This is a genomic window from Lysinibacillus sp. FSL M8-0337 (genome assembly GCF_038593855.1).
In the GTDB taxonomy this organism is placed as follows: Bacteria; Bacillota; Bacilli; order Bacillales_A; family Planococcaceae; genus Lysinibacillus; species Lysinibacillus sphaericus_D.
The window spans coordinates 837,822-863,162 of sequence record NZ_CP151996.1 but is presented as its reverse complement, the minus strand read 5'-3'; the positions used below and the strand labels follow the sequence as shown (position 1 = coordinate 863,162).

At 37.4% G+C, this 25,341-nt stretch carries 21 protein-coding genes and 1 pseudogene; 5 read left to right on the top strand and 17 right to left on the bottom strand.

Annotation, left to right across the window (positions count from 1 at the left end; translation table 11 throughout):
* Window positions 1–108 precede the first annotated feature (108 nt).
* The 4 genes from lpdA to pdhA are packed head-to-tail and all read right to left on the bottom strand — an operon-like array spanning window position 109 to window position 5,017.
* Window positions 109–1,524, bottom strand: coding sequence for a dihydrolipoyl dehydrogenase (gene lpdA, locus MKY08_RS03870; protein ID WP_069510349.1), 1,416 nt, complete (start codon window positions 1,522–1,524; stop codon window positions 109–111).
* Between the two features lie 5 nt (window positions 1,525–1,529).
* Window positions 1,530–2,873 (bottom strand): dihydrolipoamide acetyltransferase family protein, encoded by a 1,344-nt coding sequence (locus tag MKY08_RS03865; protein ID WP_069510351.1) that lies wholly within the window; start codon window positions 2,871–2,873, stop codon window positions 1,530–1,532.
* A gap of 47 nt (window positions 2,874–2,920) precedes the next feature.
* Window positions 2,921–3,898: an alpha-ketoacid dehydrogenase subunit beta gene (locus MKY08_RS03860; RefSeq protein ID WP_024362205.1), complete on the bottom strand. Its 978-nt coding sequence runs from the start codon at window positions 3,896–3,898 to the stop codon at window positions 2,921–2,923.
* Between the two features lie 3 nt (window positions 3,899–3,901).
* A complete protein-coding gene (gene pdhA / locus MKY08_RS03855; protein ID WP_069510353.1) occupies window positions 3,902–5,017 on the bottom strand; it encodes a pyruvate dehydrogenase (acetyl-transferring) E1 component subunit alpha in 1,116 nt (371 codons plus the stop codon).
* A gap of 395 nt (window positions 5,018–5,412) precedes the next feature.
* Here pdhA and def point away from each other — a divergent pair, with 395 nt between their 5' ends.
* Entirely contained in the window at window positions 5,413–5,970 is a 558-nt protein-coding gene (gene def / locus MKY08_RS03850; protein ID WP_069510355.1) for a peptide deformylase, read from the top strand.
* A 430-nt stretch (window positions 5,971–6,400) separates the two neighbouring features.
* On the opposite strand, the gene phnX is transcribed toward def, so the two are convergent.
* The 5 genes from phnX to MKY08_RS03825 are packed head-to-tail and all read right to left on the bottom strand — an operon-like array spanning window position 6,401 to window position 11,650.
* Window positions 6,401–7,189 carry a phosphonoacetaldehyde hydrolase gene (gene phnX / locus MKY08_RS03845; RefSeq protein ID WP_069510357.1) on the bottom strand — a complete coding sequence of 263 codons (789 nt, stop codon included), beginning with the start codon at window positions 7,187–7,189 and terminating at the stop codon, window positions 6,401–6,403.
* Window positions 7,179–8,279 (bottom strand): 2-aminoethylphosphonate--pyruvate transaminase, encoded by a 1,101-nt coding sequence (gene phnW / locus MKY08_RS03840; RefSeq protein ID WP_069510359.1) that lies wholly within the window; start codon window positions 8,277–8,279, stop codon window positions 7,179–7,181. Before phnW ends, phnX begins: the two co-directional genes overlap by 11 nt.
* A gap of 14 nt (window positions 8,280–8,293) precedes the next feature.
* Window positions 8,294–9,277 (bottom strand): extracellular solute-binding protein, encoded by a 984-nt coding sequence (locus MKY08_RS03835; protein WP_069510361.1) that lies wholly within the window; start codon window positions 9,275–9,277, stop codon window positions 8,294–8,296.
* On the bottom strand, window positions 9,277–10,905 hold the full coding sequence (locus tag MKY08_RS03830; RefSeq protein ID WP_069510362.1) for an ABC transporter permease subunit: 1,629 nt from the start codon (window positions 10,903–10,905) through the stop codon (window positions 9,277–9,279). The genes MKY08_RS03835 and MKY08_RS03830 overlap by 1 nt, the downstream gene beginning before the upstream one ends.
* Entirely contained in the window at window positions 10,898–11,650 is a 753-nt protein-coding gene (locus tag MKY08_RS03825) for an ABC transporter ATP-binding protein (RefSeq protein WP_069510364.1), read from the bottom strand. Before MKY08_RS03825 ends, MKY08_RS03830 begins: the two co-directional genes overlap by 8 nt.
* Window positions 11,651–11,797: 147 nt before the next feature.
* On the opposite strand from MKY08_RS03825, the gene MKY08_RS03820 reads away from it, so the two are divergent.
* Window positions 11,798–12,556, top strand: coding sequence for a DeoR/GlpR family DNA-binding transcription regulator (locus MKY08_RS03820; RefSeq protein WP_069510366.1), 759 nt, complete (start codon window positions 11,798–11,800; stop codon window positions 12,554–12,556).
* Window positions 12,557–12,664: 108 nt separating this feature from the next.
* Here MKY08_RS03820 and MKY08_RS03815 read toward each other — a convergent pair whose 3' ends face one another.
* On the bottom strand, window positions 12,665–13,435 hold the full coding sequence (locus MKY08_RS03815; RefSeq protein ID WP_069510368.1) for a Cof-type HAD-IIB family hydrolase: 771 nt from the start codon (window positions 13,433–13,435) through the stop codon (window positions 12,665–12,667).
* A 439-nt stretch (window positions 13,436–13,874) separates the two neighbouring features.
* On the opposite strand from MKY08_RS03815, the gene MKY08_RS03810 reads away from it, so the two are divergent.
* Window positions 13,875–14,084 (top strand): DNA-dependent RNA polymerase subunit epsilon, encoded by a 210-nt coding sequence (locus MKY08_RS03810; RefSeq protein ID WP_069510370.1) that lies wholly within the window; start codon window positions 13,875–13,877, stop codon window positions 14,082–14,084.
* Window positions 14,085–14,089: 5 nt separating this feature from the next.
* The gene (gene rnjA / locus MKY08_RS03805) at window positions 14,090–15,757 is read left to right on the top strand and encodes a ribonuclease J1 (protein WP_024362215.1); all 1,668 of its coding nucleotides are present in this window, start codon (window positions 14,090–14,092) and stop codon (window positions 15,755–15,757) included.
* Between the two features lie 370 nt (window positions 15,758–16,127).
* On the opposite strand, the gene MKY08_RS03800 is transcribed toward rnjA, so the two are convergent.
* On the bottom strand, window positions 16,128–16,961 hold the full coding sequence (locus MKY08_RS03800) for a TetR/AcrR family transcriptional regulator (protein WP_069510372.1): 834 nt from the start codon (window positions 16,959–16,961) through the stop codon (window positions 16,128–16,130).
* Window positions 16,962–17,060: 99 nt separating this feature from the next.
* Between MKY08_RS03800 and MKY08_RS03795 the strand changes: the two genes are divergently transcribed.
* The gene (locus MKY08_RS03795) at window positions 17,061–20,150 is read left to right on the top strand and encodes an efflux RND transporter permease subunit (protein ID WP_069510374.1); all 3,090 of its coding nucleotides are present in this window, start codon (window positions 17,061–17,063) and stop codon (window positions 20,148–20,150) included.
* Between the two features lie 97 nt (window positions 20,151–20,247).
* Here the strand turns inward: MKY08_RS03795 and MKY08_RS03790 are convergent, their stop codons facing one another.
* The 6 genes and pseudogenes from MKY08_RS03790 to MKY08_RS03765 all read right to left on the bottom strand — a co-directional run bounded on the left by MKY08_RS03790 (window position 20,248) and on the right by MKY08_RS03765 (window position 25,188).
* Window positions 20,248–20,382: a hypothetical protein gene (locus MKY08_RS03790; protein WP_256093140.1), complete on the bottom strand. Its 135-nt coding sequence runs from the start codon at window positions 20,380–20,382 to the stop codon at window positions 20,248–20,250.
* Window positions 20,383–20,423: 41 nt separating this feature from the next.
* Window positions 20,424–20,912 (bottom strand): GNAT family N-acetyltransferase, encoded by a 489-nt coding sequence (locus MKY08_RS03785; RefSeq protein WP_069510376.1) that lies wholly within the window; start codon window positions 20,910–20,912, stop codon window positions 20,424–20,426.
* A gap of 151 nt (window positions 20,913–21,063) precedes the next feature.
* A pseudogene (locus MKY08_RS03780) lies at window positions 21,064–21,232 on the bottom strand (GNAT family protein); the annotation flags it as partial.
* Between the two features lie 27 nt (window positions 21,233–21,259).
* Entirely contained in the window at window positions 21,260–23,782 is a 2,523-nt protein-coding gene (gene mprF, locus MKY08_RS03775) for a bifunctional lysylphosphatidylglycerol flippase/synthetase MprF (protein WP_069510378.1), read from the bottom strand.
* 109 nt (window positions 23,783–23,891) lie between these two features.
* Window positions 23,892–24,554 carry a TrkA family potassium uptake protein gene (locus tag MKY08_RS03770; protein ID WP_069510785.1) on the bottom strand — a complete coding sequence of 221 codons (663 nt, stop codon included), beginning with the start codon at window positions 24,552–24,554 and terminating at the stop codon, window positions 23,892–23,894.
* 181 nt (window positions 24,555–24,735) lie between these two features.
* Window positions 24,736–25,188, bottom strand: coding sequence for a redoxin domain-containing protein (locus tag MKY08_RS03765; RefSeq protein WP_069510380.1), 453 nt, complete (start codon window positions 25,186–25,188; stop codon window positions 24,736–24,738).
* Window positions 25,189–25,341: the final 153 nt, after the last annotated feature.

Sequence of the window (25,341 nt, the reverse complement as noted above, 5' to 3'; positions counted from 1 at the left end):
TATGTTTTCAAATAGTTATTTACTAGTTTTACTGTATCAAAGTTAGTAAAATTATACAAAAAAACGACTATAAAGCGAATATGCTTTATAGTCGTTTTATATGTTCAATTATTTTTTCGCTACAATATGGATTGGGTTGCCTAGTAATACTTCAGCAGCTTCCATTGTAATTTCACCTAATGTTGGGTGAGCATGAATTGTTAACGCGATATCTTCAGCAGTCATACCGCCTTCGATAGCTAAGCCCATTTCAGCGATCATATCAGATGCACCAGCACCTACGATTTGAGCACCAATTAATAAGCCATCTTCTTTACGCGCAACTAGTTTCACGAAACCTTCTGTTTGGTTTAATGCAAGCGCACGGCCATTTGCTGCGAATGGGAATTTCGCTGCAGTATATTCAATACCTTCAGCTTTTGCTTGATCTTCGTTGTAACCAACTGTTGCCATTTCTGGATCAGTGAAGCATACAGCAGGAACAGCTAAATAATCTACGATTGATTTCTCGCCAGCGATTGCTTCAGCAGCCACTTTACCTTCATAAGAAGCTTTGTGTGCAAGCTGTGGACCCGCTACGATATCACCAATTGCATAGATGTTTGGAATGTTTGTACGGCATTGTTTGTCAACTTTAATAAGGCCACGTTCACCGAATTCAATGCCAACACCTTCAAGACCCATTTCATCTGTATTTGGACGACGACCTACAGTTACTAATACATAATCAGCTTCGACTTTTTTCTCTTCTCCGCCAACTTCATACGTAACAACTACGCCGTTTTCTGTTTCTTCAACGCCTTTAGCAGATGCGTTTACTTCAATTTCAACGCCTTTCTTTTTAAGGCCTTTTTTCACGATTTGTGTCATTTGTTTTTCGAAACCAGCAAGAATATCTTTGCCACCTTCGATAATTGTAACTTGTGCGCCTAGGTTTGCATAAGCTGAGCCTAGCTCTGTTCCGATGTAACCTCCACCGATTACAACTAATTTACTAGGTACTTCTTGTAAAGAAAGTGCGCCAGTAGAGTTTAGTACACGCTCAGAGAATTTAAACGTTGGAATTTCAACTGGACGAGAACCTGTTGCGATAATAACATTGTTAAATGTATATGTTTGAGCAGATTCACCATTGATGATACGCACTGAATGAGCGTCAACGAAATACGCTTCACCTTGTACAATTTCAACTTTATTACCTTTAAGTAAGCCTTCAACACCGCCAGTTAATTTTTTAACAACGCTGTCTTTAAAAGCTTGCGCTTTTGAAAAGTCTAATTTCACATCAGAAGCGATGATACCCATGTCATCTGAATGTTTAGCATGCTCAAAGCGGTGACCCACTGAAATTAATGCTTTTGATGGAATACAACCTACGTTTAAGCACACACCACCAAGTACATTTTTTTCAACGATTGTTACTTTTTGGCCAGTTTGAGCTGCACGAATTGCTGCTACATATCCTCCAGGACCTGAACCAATGACAAGAGTATCTGTTTCGATTGGGAAATCTCCTACTACCATTTTTGTTACGCCTCCATTAATAATAATTCTGGCTCACTTAACAAACGCTTTAAGTGATTTAAAGCATTTTGTGCAGTGGCTCCATCGATCATGCGATGATCAAAGCTCAATGATAATGCTAACACAGGTGCAGCTACAATTTCACCATTTTTTATTACAGGTTTTTCAGAAATTCGACCAATACCTAAAATCGCTACTTCAGGGTGGTTAATTACTGGCGTAAACCATTGACCACCTGCAGAACCGATATTCGTGATAGACATGGAAGCGCCCTTCATTTCATGCGGAGCAAGTTTACCATCTCGCGCTTTTGTCGCTAAGTCATTAATTTCATTCGAAACTGCAAATACTGATTTGCGATCTGCATGTTTAATAACTGGAACTAATAAACCTTTTTCTGTATCTGCTGCAATACCGATATTGTAGTAGTGCTTTTGAATAATTTCTTGTGTTGCATCATCTAAAGAACGGTTAAATTCTGGGAATTCTCGCAATGTTGAAATAAGCGCTTTTACTACGTACGGTAAATACGTTAATTTTACACCTTTTTCAGCAGCAATATCTTTGAATTTTTTGCGATGTGCTACAAGAGCTGTTACATCAACTTCGTCCATTAGTGTAACATGAGGCGCAGTTTGTTTCGAGTGAACCATTGCCTTGGCAATCGCCTTACGAATACCAGACATTTTTTCACGTGTTTCTGGGAAGTCGCCTTCAAGAACAACTGGCGCAACTTGTGCAGTTTCTTGCTGAGCAACTGCTTCTTCATTTGCCACTGGTGCTTCTGCAGCTTGCACTGCTCCACCGCCGTTTAAGAAATTCTCAATATCTTCCTTTAGAATGCGACCGTTTTTACCAGTACCTGACACTTCATGAATATTTACATCATTGTCTCTTGCAAATTTGCGAACAGAAGGCATTGCAATAATACGTTTTGTACTATCTACTGTTTCTTGCTTTACAGCTACTTCCGCTGTTGCTGGAGCTTTTGGTGCTTCTTCCTTAGCAGGCGCTTTCGCGACATCCTGACCAGCTTCAGCCGTGGACTGAACTTGTGCCTCCGTTTTCGCCTCTGCATGATCGTCACCTTTAAGTTTTAAATCTTCGTAGCCAGGAGCATCTAAACGGATTAATACATCACCAACAACAGCAACTGTACCTTCCCCTACTAAGATTTCCTCTACTTTCCCTTCAACTGGTGAAGGAATTTCTACAACTGCTTTATCGTTTTGTACTTCACAAAGAATATCGTCTTCTTTTACAGTATCCCCAGCTTTAACGAACCATTTTACAATTTCGCCTTCGTGAATACCCTCGCCAATATCCGGTAATCTGAATTCAAATGCCATGTGTACCCATCCTTTCTCTTTGCTTTTCTTCAAATATGCAAACTACATTAGAATGTTAAAACTTTTTTCGCTGTTTCCATTACATCTTTATAGTTCGGTAACCAAACACCTTCAGCTTGTGGGAATGGGTACACTGTATCTGGTGCTGCTACTCGAAGTACTGGTGCTTCTAAACTCAAGATAGCTCGTTCTGTAATTTCAGCGACAACATTCGCAGCAATACCTGCTTGTTTTTGTGCTTCTTGAACAACGATTGCTCGGCCTGTTTTCTCAACTGACGCAATGATTGTTTCAATATCAATTGGTTGGATTGTGCGTAAATCAATAACTTCTACAGAATGTCCTTCTTTTTCAAGTTCTTCTGCTGCTTTTAAGCTTTCATGTACCATTAAGCCATATGCAATAATTGTTAAATCTTTACCTTCACGTTTTACATCTGCCTTACCTAATGGAATTTCATATGCTTCCTCAGGTACTTCTTCACGGAATGAGCGATATAATTTTAAATGCTCTAAGAAAATGACTGGATTGTCATTGCGAATAGAAGAAATAAGTAATCCTTTAGCATCGTAAGGTGTTGATGGTACAACGACTGTTAAGCCCGGCTGTGCCGTCATTAAACTCTCTAAGCTATCTGAGTGCATTTCTGGTGTATGCACACCGCCACCGAATGGAGAACGAATTGTAACAGGTGCATTATATACACCACCGCTACGGTAGCTTAAACGTGCTAATTGTCCACTGATTGAATCCATCACTTCATAGACGAAGCCGAAAAACTGAATTTCTGGAACTGGGCGGAAACCTTGAAGCGAAAGACCGATTGCTAAGCCACCAATACCTGACTCTGCTAATGGTGTATCGAATACACGATCTACACCAAATTCTTTTTGTAGGCCTTCAGTTGCACGGAAAACCCCACCGTTGACGCCTATATCTTCCCCGAATAACAGAACGTTTTCATCATTCTTTAATTCTGTGCGAAGCGCATCTGTAATTGCTTGAATCATCGTCATTTGTGCCATAGCTTATTTCGACTCCTTCTCTTTGTAGATTTCATACTGTTCTTTTAAATTCGATGGCATTTCGCCTTTGTACATATTTTCCATTAATTGTGTTACTTTTTGCTTTGGTGCAGCATCGGCTTTTTTAATTGCGTCTTTTATTTCTTCTTTCGCACGTTCAATAACAGCCTCTTCTTTTTGCTCATCCCATAGTCCTTTACCCTCTAGGTATTTACGGAAACGAACTAATGGGTCTTTTTGAGCCCACTCGTTATCCGTGTCTGACGTACGGTAACGTGTTGGGTCATCCCCAGCCATTGTATGCGGACCATAACGGTAACACATTGTTTCGATAAATGTTGGACCCTCACCATTGATTGCGCGCTCACGTGCATCACGAGTAGCAACGTACACTGCAAGTGCATCCATACCATCTACTAAAATACTTGGGATACCTGCTGCAACACCTTTTTGTGCAATTGTTTTTGCCGCTGTTTGTAATTCACGCGGTGTAGAAATTGCAAATTGGTTATTTTGTACGATGAAAATAGCAGGTGATTTAAATGCACCGGCAAAGTTCATTCCTTCGTAGAAATCACCTTGTGATGACCCACCATCACCTGTATAAGTAACTGCTACAGCTTTTTTACCACGTTTTTGAATACCAAGTGCCACCCCAGCAGCTTGGATAAATTGTGCACCAATAATGATTTGTGGAGGTAAAACATTAACACCTTCAGGGATTTGATTGCCCTCGAAGTGACCACGTGAGAATAAAAATGCTTTATCTAACGGTAAACCATGCCATACAATTTGTGGTACATCACGGTAACCTGGTAAAATCCAATCTTCTTTTTCTAATGCAAAGTGAGAAGCAAGTTGTGAAGCTTCCTGACCAGCTGTTGGTGCGTAGAAGCCTAATCGACCTTGACGGTTAAGAGAAATGGAACGTTGATCTAAAATACGTGTATATACCATACGCGTCATTAACTCAACTAACTCTTCATCTGCTAATTTCGGATCTGCCTCTTCATTTATAATTTCGCCTTCTTCGTTCAAAATTTGAAACATTTCAAACTTTTCTTCGATTTCAGTTAGCGTTTGTTGTGGATCAAAAATATTATTGTTTTTTTTGCTCATTTGTCACATCTCCCTTTCAACTGTATTAAAATAAATCACTTTCAAACTAGTACAACTTATTCTTAGGACTCAGTATACTGAATAAAATACAGTCGGTCAATCATATATTACGCCTTATACCAAAGAATTTTTCTACAAAAACGTTAAGAGTCGACTGTCCTATACTGTATCACTAATAACATAAAACTGTATTACAACAACTTTCTTTAAGCGCTCAAACATTACGTTTCTCTAAATAATGACCAATAGTAGAATACCCCAGTTTTCTGCAATCTAATAGCTACACAATAATTTTTTAAGTTTATTCAAATAAAGTCTTTTTTCATGTGCATGTTTTGATGCGTGATGTATACTTATAAATAAGGTAATACAAAGATTGAAAGGAAGATTCTCACATGATTTTAATGGATGATATAATTCGCGAAGGCCATCCGACACTCCGCACTAAAACAGAGGAAGTTCAATTCCCTTTAACTGATGAAATAAAACAGCTTGCTACAGATATGCTACAGTTTTTAATTAACAGCCAAGATCCTGAAATTGCCGATAAATATGATTTACGCAGCGGGATTGGATTAGCTGCTAACCAAGTAAATAGTCTACATCGCATGTTTGCCCTTCACTTAAAAGATGACAAAGGAGAACAATTGAGCTTTATCGCAATCAATCCGAAAATTGTTAGCCACTCTGTCGAAAATACCTATTTGCCAACTGGCGAAGGTTGCTTATCTGTTGATCGCAATGTTCCTGGTTATGTGCCACGTCACGCACGTATAACAGTGAAATTTAAAACAATCGACGGCGAAGAGAAAAAAATGCGTCTATCTGGCTTGCCAGCTATCGCCTTCCAGCATGAATTAGATCATTTAAACGGCATTATGTTTTATGATCGCATCAATGAAAAAAATCCATTTGCTGAAATTCCAGACGCTGTTCCATACGAACGCGACTAAGCCACACTAGTAGCTAAGGCGGATGCTTTTCACGGACGTACACATAAGCCGCTACCATCCACTAATGTAATTGTTTTAGTTGCCTGGCAATTAGCATAGATACCTAGCATAATATTGGCTCCTAAATCGTAAAAATCCACTACGCTTTTCCGCGGGCACGACGTAAGCCGCAATCCTCGCTGTCGCGCTGTCTGTTGCGTCTTACATTGCGTGCGTTCCCCCAGGAGTCTACGTAGATTTTTACTTGGCAAGTCATAAATACATGGCTAGCACGGAAATTGAATTAGTGCCTGACACCCGCTCTCTGCTAAATTTAATCTATTACCAAAGAAGATCAGCTAAGTTCTTCTCTATAATATGCATAGCAAAAAGTGTTAGATTGATTGCAGTCAATCTAACACTTTTTTGCTTTTATTCTATCTGCTATATTTTAAGCTAATCGCGCATTAATTGTCTCAATTAATGCCGGCAGCTCACGCATTGTTTGAATCGTATAGTGTGCACCTGTTTGTTCAAAAATAGCTTTTGTTTTTTCAATAACGACTTGTTGCTCCTCATCAGATAGACTCATAAATTCCTGTTCTGTTAAGCCCATTTCAGAACTGCCAACTATTACACCAACAGCCCAAACTCCAGCATTTAATGCCTCTTGTATATCTGACGTAGTATCCCCGACTTTAACAACTTGCTTTGTCGCTTTCACGCCAAGTTCTTCTAAATTTCTGAAAATCATATATGGATAGGGACGTCCCTTATCTCCTATATCAGTCGGTGTAACTAAAAAATCAGGCTTGTATCCTTTCTCAGCAGCATGATGTGTCACGACTTCCATCATCGTGGCAGTATAGCCTGTTGTGGAGCCAATGCGTATTCCGGCTTGTCTTAATTGATGCACTGTTTCTTTCACATATGGAATCGGATCAGTGTACTTAGCAAGTGATGCCATTAATTTCGTTTCAAACTGCGAATACAGTGCCTGTACATCTTGTTCTGTAAATGAATGGCCATACACACGTGCCCATTCCTCACTCACTCTTGGCATCTCAAGCATCGTCCGAATATGGTCAATTTTTAACATGCCCATCGGTTTGCGTGCTTCTTCTAGTGTCACCGCAACACCTGCATCTTCAAAAATAGTAAGAAATACATTGACAGGTGCAAAACAACCAAAGTCAACCGCTGTACCTGCCCAATCAAAAATTACCGCTTCAATTTTCATTATTTTTCACCGCCATATAGTTTTCAATAACATGACATAATGTAGTCATATCTTCCTCATGAACATCCCCTATATTACCGATTCGGAATGTATCAAATTCAGTTAGCTTTCCAGGATAAATAACAAAGCCTGCTTGTTTCATTTCATGATAGAAATGCTCGAAAGAAAATCCTTCATATGGATATAAAAACGTCGTGATAATCGGCGATTGCATTTCCGCTGAAATATAAGCTTTAAAACCACAGCGCGATAATCTATCACGCAAAAGTTGATTATTTTTAGCATATCGTTTGTAGCGTGCCGCAACGCCACCTTCTACAGCAAGTTCCTCCAACGCCTTTGCAAAGGCTGCTACAACATGAGTTGGTGATGTAAAACGCCATTTCCCATCTACGCTCATCACTTCCCATTGTTTGTATAAATCTAATGCTACACTTTTGGCCTGTCCTTTACATTTTTCTAACGCTTCTATTTTCGCAACAACAAATCCAAAACCTGGCACGCCTTGAATACATTTGTTAGCACTACTGATTAAAAAATCAATTTGCATATTCGATAAATTCATTGGCACGCCACCAAAGCTACTCATTGCATCTACAATAAATGTTTTATTAAACGATTTTACAACTTTGCCTATTTCATCAATAGGATTTAATATCCCCGTTGTCGTCTCACAATGTACAATCGCTACATGCGTAATAGCAGCATCTTTTTCAAGTATAGCTTGTACTTCTAAAGGTGATGGTTGCTCGTGATAAGGTACACTGTAAACGACATGCTGTAATTGAAGGACAGTTGCCATTTCTACGATTCGTTCCCCGTATGCCCCATTTGTGATAATGAGTACTTTATCTGCATCTCCAATAGCAGTTGTCAGAACCGATTCAACGACAAAGCTCCCACTTCCTTGCATTAAGATAGCTGTATAGTCTGTTTCATCAACCTGCGCTAACGCTACTAACTGTTTGCGTATTGTTTGTGTAACTTGCTTGTAGTCGTCATCCCATGTACAGCGATCCACTAGCATCTCTTTTTTAACTGCTTCTGTAGTTGTTAATGGACCGGGAGTTAATAATTTGTAGGTATTCATATTGTTAGGCTCCTTTATTGTTGTGCTTCTTTAAAGAATGTTTGATGTTTTTCTAATAAATCGACAGTTAAAGTCGTATCCCATTTTTTTAAGTATTTTGGAATATATTTTTCCTCTACTTGCTCACCTTCATAAAGTGCTACTGGATATTGTTTTAACAAATCTGCTCGCGCCTCAGTCGCAATGACCTTCGCTATCTCACTCGCCAATGCCTCGTCCCCTTCTTTATCTACAACGGCAACAGATTCCGTTAACGTGAAGTTACCTTCCGTTGGGTCAATATAGTCGATTGGTAAGCCCTCATTTTTTGCATCAATCGCTTGAATACGCAAACCAAACCCTGCTGCGACTTCTCCTGTTTTCACCTTTTTAATAGGACCAGAACCAGAACTTTCAATATGCGGTCCAGCATTTTTAATTAAATCTGCTAATACTTGCTTTCCTTCTTTTTCGCCATATTCACTCATAATCGCCTGAACTAATAGCCAGCCAGTAGAAGAATCTAAAATATTTGGAAAGGAAACTAAATCTTTGTATTCTGGCTTCGTTAAATCTTTAATTGTTTGTGGCACAGGTAGCCCTTTTTGCGCCAATAAATCTGTATTGATAAAAATAGACCCGACATTCCCTAAAATCGGTAATGCATAAGTTGAACCACCATCTAACGGCTTTAACTCTGAAGATAGTTCGACAAACATTGATTTAGATGTTTGAGCACTTTCGATAAAGTAAGAAGCCATTGTTACCACATCCGCTTCAATATCCTTACCCTCTGCCATCATTTTCCCACCTAATTCAGATGTACCGAATGATTGGATAATATACTTTCCTTCATACCCCTTTTTATCGAGTGTGGTTTCCATTACTTCAATTGCTTCATCATCAGCATTAGAATAGATAATAACTTGATCCTTCGTATCAGCCTCCGCACCTCCACACGCTGCTAATACAATTGCAGAACTCACCGTTCCAAACATCATGACTGTCGACTTTTTCATCATTCCATCTCCTTAAACTTTTCTTTTTTTGTTGTTATATAGTCACAACCTAATTTCACAATGAGGTTTGTACATAAAATAAAAATTGAGAGAACAAAAATATCCGTATACTTCGCAAAATGCTGCAATTCTTTAATACGCGTGGAGACAAGCATCGTTTTCGTACTGACAAGGAAAATTACGCCACTGACTGTCACCATGGCATTTAAAAAATAATAGCTAAACATTTGAAAAATAGTAGGTCTTATATTCGGCAAAATAACGCGAATGACCGTTTGAAGCCAAGAGTCCTTTAATAATTCTCCGGTCACTTCCCATGTTGGGTCCATTTTTTGCAAAGAGTTTTTCGCCATTAAATACGGTGTTGTAAAGAAATGGACAACCGTATAGGCAATAATGATGAAGAAGGTCCCTTTAAGCGAACTCCCATTGAAGAAAAATAAATAAGAAAGACCGAGTACCATCCCTGGCACTGTATTGGTAATCATTGAAGCAAAATCTAATGTACTTCTCCCTTTGAGCGGTGTTCTGACATTTAGAAGTGCTGAAACAAACGCGATGCCCACACCTAAAATGGCTGTAAAAAAGGCAACAATAAGGGAATTCATATAAACCCTAATTAAATTCTTTTCTGCTAAAACATTTTGTACATGTTCCAATGTGAAACTAAAGTCATATGGATAGCCCTTAGTAAATGGCACGATAAACATTGTTGAGAAGATGATAAAAATCGTACTTACGCATACTAACGATAGTACTGTAAATGTACTGTCTCGAAGACGATGAACGACTAGAGCACTTTGACTGACATGCTTATATTGAAAATTAAATCGATCTAGCACGCTCAGCATCACGATGCCAAGTACAGCAGGGACAAGCATGAGCACAGAAATTACCGCCCCTTGCTCAAATCGCACAATAGAGCCAAGCATCGCTTGATATAGCTCTGTTGCAATCACTTTATAACCCCCACCTACCGAAGCAGGAATGCCAAAATCGGTAAAACTTAAAATAAACGTTAAAATAAAGGCTCCACCTATTGTTCCTATCATTGGTCGAAATACGGTATGGTAAAATCGACGTGATGGTCTATCATGCATTAACATCGAGACAAGCAAAAAGCGTTTATCAATATATTGCATGGAATTTTGCATTAAGATAAAAGCAACTGGCAATGTGTAAAGCACATACCCAATCAACAAGCCATTAAATCCATAAATCGTCACTAAGGGCTGCCCCAGAAGTTTTGTTATAATTCCTTGATTGCCAAATGTGTAAAGCAATACAAAACCATAGGTAATTGTCGGCAAGAGCATCGGCAATGTCACCCCGATATGTACAAGCTTTTTTATATGTTGATTCATTGTCGTAAAATGCATGGCATAGGCAAGAGCAAACGCTAAACAAGTAGTAATAACAGCAGCGACAAATGACACTTGGAAACTATTAAGAAACGCTTCTCGAATTTCAACGCTCTGTAATGCTTCTACATAGTTTTGAATCGTTACGCTATTGCCTTTTTTCAAAGACTGCCAAAACATATAAAGTAATGGCACAATTAAAAAGAACAGAAAAAAGAAGACAATTGGCAGAAAGAGAATTTTCACCATTTTATTCGTTTTAAGCATATGATTCTCCAAACAGTTGATAGATGTTATGACGTTTAATATGAAGTTGCTTTAATATAAAGTCTTCTACAAATTGATTTTTTGGTGTTTTCAATATTTCGTGAGGTGTGCCATATTGTGAGACAGTTCCCTCATTAATGATGAGTACTTTATCTGATAACGTGAGCGCCTCCTCAGGATCATGTGTCACAATAATTGTTGTTAAATTAAATTGGCGAGCAATTGATTTAATGCGCTCCTTAATTGATTCTTTAATCACACCATCTAGCGCGCTTAACGGTTCATCTAGCAATAAAATTTTCGGCTGCATAACAAGCGTTCTAGCAATAGAGACACGCTGTTTCTGTCCACCAGATAATTCGTGAATCTTTTTATGTAAATGTGGAGCGAGTTCTAAGAAATCCACATACTCCTGAATTTCAGCTTTTGACATTTGCTGTTTTTTATTTTTCAAGCCATAAACGATATTGTCGTAAGCATTCAAATGTGGGAACAACGCGAAATCTTGGAAAACGATATTAAATCCTCTATCCTGCATTGATTGTTTCGAAATATCTTGTCCATTGTAAAAAAGTTGTCCATCTGTTTGTTCTGTGAGACCTAAAACAATGTTGAGTAATGTCGTTTTCCCACAACCACTCGGCCCCAATAACGAAACAATTTCACCAGAATCTATCGTTAAACTTATATCTCTTAAAACATTTTTAGTTTTATAACTTTTTGAAATATTTTTTAGTTCTAACAAATTGCTCACTCCTTTTGAGTTGTTAACCACAGTATAGAGACAATTTGTAAAGAGAAATCACATGTTTGTGTAAATGTTGAGTAAATTCTGACTAACTGTTGACAAACTTATTACTACTTTGAGTAAATAACAATAAGAGGTGATGAAATGTATACAGTTGAAAGACAACAACATATTTTGCAATTCATTCGGAATAACAAGGTAGTAAAATTAGTAACCCTGACAAAAGAATTTAATGTATCAATAGAAACTATCCGAAGAGATATTCAACAACTTGTGCAAGAGAAGAAAATCGAGAAGTTTTATGGGGGTGTAAAATATATTGAACCCGTTGAAGGATTAATGGACAATCGATTAACACAGCAGTTAACAGAAAAAATCGCCATTGCCAAAGCTTGTGCTTCTTTAGTTGATCATGGTGACTGCATTTTTATCGATAGTGGCTCAACAACTTATCAAATGACACCATTTCTACTAGGAAAGGAGAAACTAACAGTCGTGACGAACTCTCTTCCTGTAGCATTTGATTTAATTGGTTCTACTATTGAAGTAATGATTATCGGCGGAAGAGTGCGACATTCGGAAAAATCGGTCACTTCAAATGACTTTCTTTTCCGCTTCGACCATCTCAATATTAATAAGGCATTTATATGTGCAAGTGGCGTGACATTAGAAAAAGGAATATCCGATTTTAGTTTAGAAGAAGCGATGACGAGGAAACAACTTATTAATATTTCGCAAACCGTTTATGTTGCGACTGATTCTACCAAATTCAATAAAGATGTGGCTATTCAAGTATGCCCGCTAGATGAGGTCGATATGATACTTACTGATAACGGACTGCCCAAAGAAACATTACAACAATTTACAGAAGCAGGAATTAAGCTGGAGGTTGTTGATATCTAAAGCATTGTTCGAGTGAATTGTTTGAGTGACTGGCACCGATAATACGTAAAAAACCCACTTCTCGTGGGTTTTCCTTTTAATATTCAAAATTGTTTGAGTGACTGGCACTTAAATAATTTTTAAATAGCTCATTGCTTTTGCAAGTCCATCCGCATCTACATGATCGGTAATATGTGTCGCGACCGCCTTTACTTTTTCATGGCCATTCCCCATTGCCACACTCGTACCAACAGCCTCTAACATTTCAATATCATTCATACCATCACCAAAAGCAATGGCATCCTCTAACGTTAAGCCCATTTTCGCGAGCACTTTTTCGATTCCAGCAGCCTTGGAACCACCTTTAGGTAAAATATCACAAGAATATTCATGCCAACGCACGAACTGGACATTTGGAAATGCCTCATAATACAAATGTTCATCTTTCTCTTCCATAAAGATTAGTGTTTGATAAACATCGTGCTGCATATAATAAGATGAGTCTAATTCTGGGTACGGGTATTTTAACGTGTTTAAACTTTCGGATACCTTGTTATGCCCTCCAACTGACGCAATCATTCGCTTGTCATCTAAAAAAACAACGGGTTCATTGCGCGCTTCTCCAAAGGCAATAATTTTAGCTAATTCTTCTTTTTCTACCCCATTTGCGTAGACAACCTCGCCTTGATAAACGACGTACTGTCCATTAAAGGTCACATACGTATTAATATCAAGCTCTTCTAGCAATGGTTCAATCATAAATGGTGCACGTCCAGTAGCGATTGCAAGCTCATACCCTTTGCGACGTGCTTCCAATAGCGCTTCTTTGGCAGAAGCAGGCATTACTTTTTCACTGTTATAAAGCGTTCCATCTACATCAAAAAATAAAATTTTTTTCATCCTATTATCCCTCTCTTTATGTATGATATTGCAAAGGCTAAATCCTTTACACAGGCATTGTTTTTAATTATAATGATCCTAAGGAGTGATGTGCCATGCTGAAGAAACTAAAGCGAAAATTGTTGAAGCGACTTCGTGGCGTACTCGGAAAAAAATCAATTGCCTAACATTTGCCCTTCATTATTTGAAGGGCTTTTCTTTATTTTAGAGTAGCTGCGTGATAATATAAAGGAAATGCATTTATTTGACTATGCGCAACCACTGTCTCATTGCTTTTCATGAAAAGTGCAAGATTAAAGTATTGAGATACAAGAAATTCAAACGTTCATTTCTTTATTCGTCTAAAGTATACTAGAAATTCGCGATTTTTTCTTGTAGTACGTGTGTGGTAATAGCCAAATGTGCAATAATAATGTACGCAATCAAAGGAGAGCAAACTATGATTTACAAAGTTTATTATCAAGAAAAAGCAAATGAGATTCCAGTTCGCGAAAACACTAAAAGTCTATACCTTGAAGCTGCTTCAGAACGTGAAGTACGTCAAAAGTTACAAGACCGTCATTACAACATTGAGTTCATTCAACTGCTTGAAGGTAACTATTTAGAGTACGAACAAGCAAGTCCGAACTTCATCTTGGAGGAAATTTAACAAACATGAAGTTTGTTAAAAATGACCAAGCAGCTGTTTTCGCGCTCGGCGGACTGGGCGAAATCGGCAAAAATACTTACGGCGTTCAATTTCAAGATGAAATCATCTTAATTGATGCCGGTATAAAATTTCCTGAAGACGATTTACTTGGAATTGACTATGTTATTCCAGATTACACGTATTTAGTACGAAACGTAGATAAAATTAAAGGGCTATTTATTACGCACGGACACGAAGACCATATTGGTGGTATCCCTTATTTACTACGTCAAGTAAATGTTCCTGTTTATGGAGGTAAGCTTGCACTTGGCTTATTGCGCAATAAACTAGAAGAGCATGGTTTACTACGTACAACAAAACTAATCGAAATTAAAGAAGAAGATATTATTAAATTTAGAAAGACATCTGTCAGCTTCTTTAGAACAACGCATAGTATTCCAGATGCTTACGGTATCGTCGTTAAAACACCTCCAGGCAATATCGTGCATACAGGTGACTTTAAATTCGACTTTACACCTGTAGGAGAGCCTGCAAACTTAACAAAAATGGCTGAAATCGGACGTGACGGCGTTCTTTGCCTATTATCTGATAGTACGAATGCTGAAAAACCAAATTTCACAATGTCTGAACGTACAGTTGGAAAAAGTATCGATGAAATCTTCCGCAAGGTTGACAGTCGTATTATTTTCGCAACATTTGCATCCAATATTCACCGCTTACAACAAGCAACAGATGCTGCCATTAAATACGGACGAAAAATCGCTGTATTCGGTCGATCTATGGATAATGCCATTACAATCGGCCGTGAGCTAGGCTACATCAACGCACCAAAAGATACTTTTATTGATGCGCAAAGCATTAACCGTTTACCTGCTAATGAAGTAATGATTTTATGTACAGGCTCACAAGGTGAACCAATGGCAGCACTATCTCGTATTGCCAATGGTACACACCGTCAAATTCAAATCCAGCCTGGCGATACAGTTGTCTTCTCTTCTTCACCAGTACCAGGGAATACGGTTAGCGTCAATAAAATTATCAATTTACTGTTCCGCGCTGGCGCAGAAGTTATTCACGGTGCATTAAATAATATCCATACTTCTGGTCACGGTTCACAAGAAGAACAAAAGCTTATGCTACGACTGATGAAACCAAAATTCTTTATGCCTATTCACGGTGAATTCCGTATGCTAAAAATGCATACGCATTTAGCAGAAGATTGTGATGTTCCACTGGAAAATACTTTCGTCATGGAAAATGGCGATGTTTTGGCATTAAGTGCAAATGAAGCACATGTGGCAGGTCGCATCCCTTCTGGTGATGTCTATATTGACGGCAATGGTATTGGAGACATCGGTAATATTGTCTTACGTGATCGTCGTATCCTTTCCGAAGAAGGGTTAGTCATTGTTGTTGTCAGCGTTGACATGGAAAACCAAAAAATCGTTTCAGGGCCTGATATTATTTCACGAGGATTTGTCTATATGCGTGAGTCTGGCACAATGATTAATGAAGCACAAAAAATGCTAAATCGTCATTTAAATGAAACCATCCAAGGTAAAACACCTCAATGGACTGAACTTAAAAATGAAATCACTGATGTTTTAGGACCTTATTTATTTGAGAAAACAAAACGTCGTCCAATGATTTTACCGATTATTATGGAAGTATAAACTTCTATATTAAGAAGCTACGCGATTAATGCGTAGCTTCTTTTTTTGCATAGAAACTCTATCTTACTTTGATAAAGTAATATCATTTTTTCAAATCGCCTCTATGGATTTGAATCGTTTTAAACAGGACCTTTCCCATGGACTCTTTGTCGCAAAATCCACCGTTTTGCAGACCGATAACACTCACTTTGTCCCACGTCCAAAAAATTTTATGTGTTTTAATAAATTTCTAAAATTTTGAAACCTCCTACAATGTTTTACGTATATAGTAATATCCACTTGAAAAATTGCAACATCTCTTTTCAAAAACAAGTACAAAAAAATAGAATTATCCACAATAACAAAACTGTGAACAATTCTATTTCAACAATTACAACTGAAAGTATTTATCCAATACATATACGACCCATTGACACCCCGGCTGCAGACGAATATTTTCAATTAAACCTTTTATAATCGCTTGACTATATGTCGTATGCTCAACTTGATTTTTTAAAAGCTCCAAAGATTCTCGTTCAATAGACGGCTCTAAATTATGAATACTTTGATCAATTAACTGTAAAAGCGATTCCTGCGTTATTTCTTGATCACATGGTCTTGCTACTAATTGAGCCAGTTCTTCGGTAATAAAAGGGATTGTCGTATGTCGAGCAATTATATCGGTCTTTTCCGCTAAAGATTGCGCCAACTGATCTAAGTCGAGCGGTAAATCAGAAAATATAAATAGCTCGGCATAACTTTTCATAAACCCTTTTACACAATACATAACATCGTACTTTGTCTCTTGCAGCTCTTCACGATACAACTGTTCAAGCATTTGGACAATAGACTTCGACATATCTGCTTCATAGGCACTCACTTTTTGAAACAACTCTTTATTTGTAAGAAATACCTTTTCATTAAAAAAAACACGTGACGATGCTGCATGTTTTTTGAATGCTTGAAAAATATTTTTGTAGAAATCAACCAGCATGACATCTTTTTTATTTGAATTTCTGACTACGTGGTCAATGTCTGCGATAAATTGCTGCAAGTAGTAGTCAACCATTGAGAAAAGAAGCTCATCTTTTGTTTTAAAAGACAAATAAAATGCCCCTTTAGAAATCCCACAGCGTTCCGTAATTTGCTGTACAGATGTTGCTTCAAAGCCTTGTTCAGAGAATAGCTCTAATGCTTTCTCCATAATTAATTGCTTTTTTAACATATTTTTAAATCTCTCCTAATGCATTTCGTTGACAAATGACTGATTAGTCATTAGTATAAATAATTGAATCTAGTAAGTCAATAAAGGGTAGGTGTGAAGGTGAAAGGTTTAGTTAATTTTGTATTGAAAAACAAATTGGCAGTGTGGTTATTAACAATTATCATCACTGTCTCAGGTATTTATTCAGGTACAAGAATGAAAATGGAATCAATCCCTGATATATCGATTCCATACTTAATTGTAATGGGCGTGTATCCAGGTGCCACGCCTGAACAAGTCATGAATGAACTTTCTATTCCATTTGAAAAATCCGTTGAAAGTTTAGAGGATGTTAAAGCAGTTTATTCCACTTCCTCTTCAAATGTTGCCCAAGTGCAAGTCGAGTATGACTATGGCATTGATATGGATGAAAAGAAACGTCAGTTAGAATCTGCTCTCGATAATGTCAAACTGCCTGAAGGCGCGCAAGAACCAACAATCATGGCCATTAGTATGAACATGATGCCGGTTGTCGCATTATCTGTGAGTAGTTCGAAGGAAGACATTGTTGACCTAACATCAACAGTAGAAGATTTATTACTTCCTAAAATCGAAAAAATCGACGGTGTTGCGTCAGCAACGATTACTGGTCAACACATTGAAGAAGTTTCGTTTAAATATGACGAAGAAAAAATGGCTGCTCTTGGCTTAACTGAAGATGCAGTCAAGCAAATGATTCAAGCAAGTGATATGTCATTATCACTCGGTTTATATCAGTTTACGGTTGGTGAACAAGCGGTTTCCGTAGATGGTAAAGTTAAATCTATCGATGAATTAAAAGATTTATTAATACCTGTCACACCTTCAGCTATACAACCTTCTCCTTTCGTTCGCTTAGGTGATATTGCAACGATTGAAGTTGAAGGTAAAGTACAATCTGTATCACGTACAAATGGTAAAGATGCCATTGCGATTCAAATCGTAAAAAGTCAAGATGCAAATACAGTAACGGTTGTCAATGCCGTAAAAGATCTGATAAAGGATGAAGAAAAAAGAATTGACGGCTTAAAAATAGATATTTCACTTGACCAAGGTGCTCCGATTGAAGATTCAGTCTTCACAATGATTGAAAAAGCGGTATTCGGTGGCGCAATCGCTGTTTTAATTATCTTATTATTCTTACGCGATTTCAAATCTACTATTATTTCGATTATTTCAATTCCAGTTTCCGTCTTCATGGCATTACTATTATTAAACTGGATGGATATTACGTTAAATATTATGACGCTCGGTGCAATCACTGTCGCCATTGGACGTGTAATTGATGACTCCATTGTCGTAGTAGAAAATATTTATCGACGTATCCATTTAAAACAAGAAAAATTAACAGGTCGCGCACTGATTCGTGAAGCAACTATTGAAATGTTTAAACCAATCTTGTCTTCTACATTAGTGACGGTAGCGGTATTTGCCCCACTTATTTTTGTAGGCGGTATGGTTGGCGAATTATTTATGCCTTTCGCATTAACGATGACATTTGCTTTAGGTGCGTCATTAATAGTAGCAATTACCATAGTACCAGCTTTATCCCACTTCTTATTCCGTAAAAAAATCTACGGAGAGAAAAAGGAAAGCCAGCATCAAGAAGTTGGTAAACTAGCTAATTGGTACAGAGGTGTATTAGAAAAAGCATTAAATCATAAAATCATTACGTCTACGATTGCAATTTTAATGCTTGTTGGTTCACTTGCTTTAACACCATTAATCGGCTTTAGTTTCATGGGCTCTCAAGAGGAAAAGGTCATGTATTTAACATATACACCTGGTACTGGCGAGCTAGCTGATGAAACAGAAGCAAATGTAGCACAAGTTGAAAAAGAATTAATGAAACGTAAAGATATTGATATTTTACAAGTTTCAATCACTGATGCTACAAACGCAGATCCAACAGCAATGATGATGGGTGGCGGAGCTGGTGGTGCATTAATGTACCTCATCTTTGACCCAGAGATGGAAGACTTCCCTGCTGCTCGTGAAGAAGTAGAAGACTATATATTTAATCTTGACCAATCAGGCGAATGGAAAAGCCAAAACTTCTCATCAACATCTATGGCTTCAAACGAAGTAAGTTACACATTATACAGTGAAGACTTAAATAAGTTACGTAGCGCAGTTAAAGATGTTGAAGGATCGCTTAAAGATGTAAAAGGTCTAGAAGATGTGAAGTCTGATTATGAAGATCCGTATGTAGAACATGTCTTAAAAGTAGAGCAAAAAAATGTCTTACAATATGGTTTAACGACTGCACAAATTGTCATGGCTTTAAATTCTACTGCTTCGCAAGAAGTGTTAACAACAGTTGAACGTGATGGCAAAGACATTAACGTCATTGTTAAACGCGATGCCAAGGCAGCAGCCTTATCAATCGATGATGTTTTAAAAACTGAAATTAAAACGACTTTAGGTACAATGATGACAATCGGTGAGTTAGTTAACGTTGAAGAAGGTACTACACTAAATTCACTATCGCGTTCAAAAGGTGAATATTTCGCAACTGTATCTGCTACAATTATTGGCGATGATATTTCAAAAGCAACGTCTGCAGCAGATAAAAAGATCGATAAATTAGACTTACCTAAAGGTGTGACAACAGGTGTATCCGGTGTAGCGGCAGATATGCAAGAAACATTTACACAACTAGGTATTGCGATGTTAGCAGCCATCGCTATCGTTTACTTTATTCTTGTCGTAACGTTCGGTGAAGGTTTAGCACCGTTTGCTATCCTCTTCTCATTACCATTTGCAGTTATTGGCGCATTTGTTGGCTTATATGTCACAAATCAAACGATTTCTGTCTCCGTTATGATGGGTCTCTTAATGTTAATCGGTATCGTTGTAACCAATGCCATCGTACTTGTGGACCGTATTATCCATATGGAACGCGACGGGCTTGGGATGCGTGAGGCCATTTTAGAAGCAGGCGCAACACGTTTACGTCCAATTTTAATGACTGCCATTGCAACAATTGGTGCAATGATTCCAATGGCAATTGGTAATGGCGGTAGTGGGCTAATTTCGAAAGACCTAGCGATTACAGTAATTGGCGGTTTATTATCTTCAACATTATTAACATTAGTAGTCGTTCCAATTGTCTATGAAATGCTATCCAAAATGTTAAAGAAAAACCGTAAAGATGTTGAAGAAAACTAATGCATACAAGCAACAATATGAAAGAGAGTGCTCCTACAATGGAGCACTCTCTTTTTTTAAAGAATTGTTTGGGTGCCTGGCACATCAAATATGCGGACTATATGATGAAATGCCCATATACGGATAATGACTTAGCTAGTGGGGCATACATTTCTTTACGTTCTCCAAGAGCTGGAATGGCAATAATGACCTCGTTATGTTGATTAGCATTGTATTGAATATAATTGTCCATCTGCTATCCCTATCTTTTTCTTTACTTTCAACGACCATTATTTACTTTGTGTTTAATAACTGATAAACAGCTTGTTCCTGACCAAATCTTTCTAATACTTGTACTTTTTCCATACCTATTTTTTCAAGTACCCGACAAGAGGCAATATTGGCAGTCTGTGTTTCTGCTACTAACTTTGACAATTGTAAACTAGTAAATCCATAATAGATGACCGCAGTTAAAACTTCTTGGGCGTAACCTTTGCCCCAATATGGCGGCAAAAATTGATAGCTAAGCTCATATGTTGTGTGTTCATGGTATTCATCAATCGATACTAGACCAATGAAATCATTCGTATTCTTTAATGATATGTAAAAGTATGAATTAGGAAATGATGATTGTAGCATGCTGTTAAAAGAAGAAAGAATATAGTTTTTATCTGGAATCCCTCCAAGGAATGCTCTAACATCCTGATTACAATATAAAGAAAAAATATCCTCTTGATGGTGTGGCTTTAAAGACTCTATTATACAATTTTTAGTTATTAACATATTATTCCTCATTATTAGAATTTTCTTTATTATGACAAAGGCATGCGGTAAAATCAAATATATTTTTACAACTTTACCATAAAAAAGACTACATCCAATTTAATCTTGAATGCAGTCCATTATCTTAGCCACTCTTTTAATTCCTAACATATTATTCAGTTATAAAACATTCTTTTTGTGCGTCCCATTCTTCTCTTAACATCCCCATGCGAATGGAATCATAATAAACTCCCTCATAATAACGCACTTTGCGAATATTCGCTTCCAATTGCATTCCTAAATTTCTCTCCAACGCGAATCATGCGCTTGTTTGCTGACCAAACTTAACCGTGCAATTTTCAACTCACTTATTTTCTCTTTCGTCCAATCAATAATGTAATTTGTGCCATCGTAAAGGGCAACGATGATTTCTTGCGATACGCTACATATTTTGGTTCCCAAAAATCTGCATATTTTAATTTAAAGTTTTTTAATCCTTTAAAATGATAGAAATACTGGCCATGTAAAAATAATTGTGCTGCTATTTTCTCGCTTAAAAAAGAATATCTAGATTGACCGACATTCGATAACGGAGACATGCCCATATTAAACACGCCATATCCTTGTTCTTTCGCCCACTGAAAGAGCGATAAGAAAATAAAATCCATCGTACCAGACGGTGCCCCGGGTTTAAAACGCATTAGGTCGACTGAAATTCTTTCGCCATTATCATACATGGGCATGATGCTGGCAAAGCCCATGATGCCTTCAGCTCCTCTTAACACAGCAATTTTTGAGGTGTTCAAATAATTTTCATCGAAAAAGCCAAGCGAAAATCCCTTTTCAGCCCTTCCTTGCAGCCATTTTTTTGATACTTCCCCAAGTTCAGTCATAACCTCCTGTGAGTATGGCGGACTTAATATTGAGACCGTATATTTCTCACGTTCAAATCTATTTTTTACCGCCCTGCTGCCCTTCATTTCTTTACCAGCAAATGTGAACCTCTCTAAATCAACAAACGCTTCCTCACCAAGCTTAAAAAAGCTATAACCATGCTCATGTAACACAGGGAAAATCTTATTGTTAATCTCATAAAAAACAGGTGTATAGCCATGCCTATCTGCTACTTCCAAAAACTCCTGAATAGCCGATAATAAATCTCTTTCTGGACCTACCGGATCGCCTAGCACCACGATTTTATCTGCATAGATTTGATAGGAGAATAACACGGTATTTTGTTTATTCCAATATACGTATTTGTCATGTAAAAAAATGAGATGAGAAAACTCCGTTCCCGTATACTCCGTAAGATGACTTTGGATTTTATCTTCATGTTCTTTTGATAGCAGCTTCTGCATTTTTTTAGGTCCGCGTGTAAGATAACCTAAGTAAAAGATAGCGCAAGCGATGAGGATACCAATCATGGCACTGAAAAACAAATCCCGATAATCTGTAAGGATATAATATTGTAATGGAGTCGGTATATGAATTTTTGCGGTAGGTAAATTGATATAACCTATTAATAAGTACATTGCCGTAATGAAAATAACCGCAGCAAGGTCAAATAATATAGTACCCCATGTTAAGACATAACTTTCCCGATAAAATTGTTTTTTGGATGCCATTAACAATACGGCGACTATCAGTAAGAAGATTGCTTCTTCATAATCAAACCCTTTACTAATTGAAAATAATGCCGAACTGCTAAGCACGATAATGGCAAGTTGATAAGCCGTTTTCACTTTGTATTTAATTCCCCTACACAATCCTAAAAGAATAAAGCCTGCCGCAACAGTCAATTGATGGGAAATATTCATAATTGGCGATGATAAAAACTCCTGAGCGATTTTTAATCTGCTTAGAATGCCCGGTACCGATGCTGATAACAATAGTACAATGCCAGAGATAAATACTAAAATGGTTAACAACATATGACTAATCTTTTGAAAAATAACATTTGGCACATCATCCCATGACCGATTCCAACGCTCCCAATAATCTTTCATAAATAATAGAACGGACACTAAAAATGGTAGGACAAAGTAGCCAACTCGATACAAAATTAATAAAAAGAGCACTTTTTCTTCTGCAATTCCAACACTTTGCGTCCCCCATAAAAAAACAAGGTCAAATGAGCCAACCCCTCCTGGAATCATGCTTACTATACCAGCACATGAGGCAATTAAAAATATTGGTATTAGCGTAGATAGCTCCATAGGAATTTGGATGATGATTGTTAACATCCAAATAACCAAAAAGACCGCAAGCCATTCAGCAACTGAAGTAATCAATAACTGTAGGAATAATTTATACGTTAAGGCACTTCTTTTGTTATAGCGAATAAGATGCGTCACTAAAAATACAGGAACATATAAGCTGACCACTATGACAGCAATTGATAACCAGCGAATTTCTTTTAACATTGGGAAATCCCAAAAGAATAAATACATCAACCAAGTTAACAATGAAATCCCTGTTAAATAAAAAAGAGTAACGGTGGCAATGCTTTTTAATAAGCCTTCTCGATCCACTTTATATTTTGAATAAAAATAATTTCGTAGAAATACACCAACTAAACCACCAAAGCCTATAAGGTTCGAAAATGTGTTGACGATAAATGAATTGTTTACCAAAGTACGCTTGTTTATTTTAATTCCTAGTAGTTTTGCTAAAATAACATCGTAAAAAATCATCGGAGTAATCGCACAAAACGTAATGAAAAAAATCAACAACAGTTCCCATACTTGCAATTGACTAACTTCATTTCGCAGTAAATTTACATTTACCCCCCTTAGCGATTGTTGTATTTCGTAAATCGCTATCGCTAAAAGTATGATTGGAAATATAATTTTTAGAAACCGTAGTAATGGTTCTTTCCTAAATTTAAACATGTGCTAAACCTACTCCCCATCAGCTTTCTTAACATACTTCATAAAAAAAGTTGGATTGTATATGAAAAAATGGAGTATTGCAAACCAACTACAATATTCCACTTCTTGCTTATTCTTTCATTGCTTTCTTCACAAAACGGTTAATATCGACATCAGCACCGATAAGCAGCATAATATCTCCAAGTAAAATTTTGTCGCTTGCTTGTGGAGATACGATAATATCGGATCCTCGTTTTATACCGACAATGTTAATGCCGTATTTTGCACGGATATCTAAATCCATAATCGAATAACCGGCAATGGCATCATTCGCTTTTAATTCCATAATCGAATGCTCATCTGACAGCTCTAAATAATCGAGCACCGTATTAGATAACATATTATTCGCTATACGAATACCCATATCACGTTCAGGATGAACTACAAAATCTGCTCCAATTTTGCGTAGCACTTTTTCGTGGTAGTCATTTTGAGCTTTTACTGTAATTTGCTGAACACCAATTTCTTTTAAAATAATGGTCGTTAAAATACTTGCCTGAATATCTTCGCCGATAGCGACAATGACATGTTCAAAGTTACGAATACCTAATGAATTTAATACCGATTCATCTGTTGAATCGGCAATAACAGCTTGCGTTGCGATTGCAGCAAACTCATCTACCCGTTCAGATGAATTGTCAATCGCCATTACTTGCGCACCTTGACTCATTAGCTCACGAACAATACTCCCCCCGAAACGTCCAAGTCCAATGACGGCAAACTCTTTTTTCATCATTCAAAATCCCTCCGAAAACTACAATTACTTTATTTTAACTTATTCTTGCTTATATGTATTGTCAAAACAGGAGACTAATCGCCATTTTACCTTTTCTATCTATTCTTTTCGACATTCTATTCTATTACTATTAAAAAAAAGCGAGGATTTAAACATCCCCGCCTAGCAAATATTAAAATTATGCATTACGCATTTCGTCGAGAACTCGATTGACACGCTTTTCTAACATCTTCATACCGCTGCCACCAGCTTGCATATGGCGAAGCTGTCCGTCTTTATCGAATACGAAGTAAGCGGGTACGTATTGGTTTTCAAAAGCATCCGTTAGCTTCATTTCACTATCTACAAAAATAGGTTGTGTAATATCATGCTCTGCTGCAACAGCTTTGATTGTATCCAAATCAGTATCTGCTTCAGAACGTGGCATATGCACAGCAATAACGTTTAATTCATCTTTATATTGGTCACGGAAATTATTCACTTCCGGCATTGCTTCTTTACATAAATGACAGCTTACAGACCAAAAATGGATAAGTGTTGGTTTTTCGCCAACTAATTGTGCTTTCGTTACTTCCCCATTTAACCATGTTGTTGCACCTGTAAGTTCAGGCATTTGTTCACGAAGTTTCATAAAAAATCCTCCCTTGAAAAAAATATCCCCACAAGCGTGTCGTGGGGACCCATTATTCATTTTATGCATGAATTGAGGCTTGGCGTAATTGCGTCTGGATTTTTTTCAAACAGGCTCGAAAAAAATCCAAACGTGCCAGAGTACTCCGTTGAT

Bases quoted from the DNA above. Each gene is read 5' to 3' on its own strand.
- lpdA (WP_069510349.1), bottom strand. From the start codon at position 1,524: ATGGTAGTAGGAGATTTCCCAATCGAAACAGATACTCTTGTCATTGGT.
- MKY08_RS03865 (WP_069510351.1), bottom strand. From the start codon at position 2,873: ATGGCATTTGAATTCAGATTACCGGATATTGGCGAGGGTATTCACGAA.
- MKY08_RS03860 (WP_024362205.1), bottom strand. From the start codon at position 3,898: ATGGCACAAATGACGATGATTCAAGCAATTACAGATGCGCTTCGCACA.
- pdhA (WP_069510353.1), bottom strand. From the start codon at position 5,017: ATGAGCAAAAAAAACAATAATATTTTTGATCCACAACAAACGCTAACT.
- def (WP_069510355.1), top strand. From the start codon at position 5,413: ATGATTTTAATGGATGATATAATTCGCGAAGGCCATCCGACACTCCGC.
- phnX (WP_069510357.1), bottom strand. From the start codon at position 7,189: ATGAAAATTGAAGCGGTAATTTTTGATTGGGCAGGTACAGCGGTTGAC.
- phnW (WP_069510359.1), bottom strand. From the start codon at position 8,279: ATGAATACCTACAAATTATTAACTCCCGGTCCATTAACAACTACAGAA.
- MKY08_RS03835 (WP_069510361.1), bottom strand. From the start codon at position 9,277: ATGAAAAAGTCGACAGTCATGATGTTTGGAACGGTGAGTTCTGCAATT.
- MKY08_RS03830 (WP_069510362.1), bottom strand. From the start codon at position 10,905: ATGCTTAAAACGAATAAAATGGTGAAAATTCTCTTTCTGCCAATTGTC.
- MKY08_RS03820 (WP_069510366.1), top strand. From the start codon at position 11,798: ATGTATACAGTTGAAAGACAACAACATATTTTGCAATTCATTCGGAAT.
- MKY08_RS03815 (WP_069510368.1), bottom strand. From the start codon at position 13,435: ATGAAAAAAATTTTATTTTTTGATGTAGATGGAACGCTTTATAACAGT.
- MKY08_RS03810 (WP_069510370.1), top strand. From the start codon at position 13,875: ATGATTTACAAAGTTTATTATCAAGAAAAAGCAAATGAGATTCCAGTT.
- rnjA (WP_024362215.1), top strand. From the start codon at position 14,090: ATGAAGTTTGTTAAAAATGACCAAGCAGCTGTTTTCGCGCTCGGCGGA.
- MKY08_RS03800 (WP_069510372.1), bottom strand. From the start codon at position 16,961: ATGTTAAAAAAGCAATTAATTATGGAGAAAGCATTAGAGCTATTCTCT.
- MKY08_RS03790 (WP_256093140.1), bottom strand. From the start codon at position 20,382: ATGGACAATTATATTCAATACAATGCTAATCAACATAACGAGGTCATT.
- MKY08_RS03785 (WP_069510376.1), bottom strand. From the start codon at position 20,912: ATGTTAATAACTAAAAATTGTATAATAGAGTCTTTAAAGCCACACCAT.
- mprF (WP_069510378.1), bottom strand. From the start codon at position 23,782: ATGTTTAAATTTAGGAAAGAACCATTACTACGGTTTCTAAAAATTATA.
- MKY08_RS03770 (WP_069510785.1), bottom strand. From the start codon at position 24,554: ATGAAAAAAGAGTTTGCCGTCATTGGACTTGGACGTTTCGGGGGGAGT.
- MKY08_RS03765 (WP_069510380.1), bottom strand. From the start codon at position 25,188: ATGAAACTTCGTGAACAAATGCCTGAACTTACAGGTGCAACAACATGG.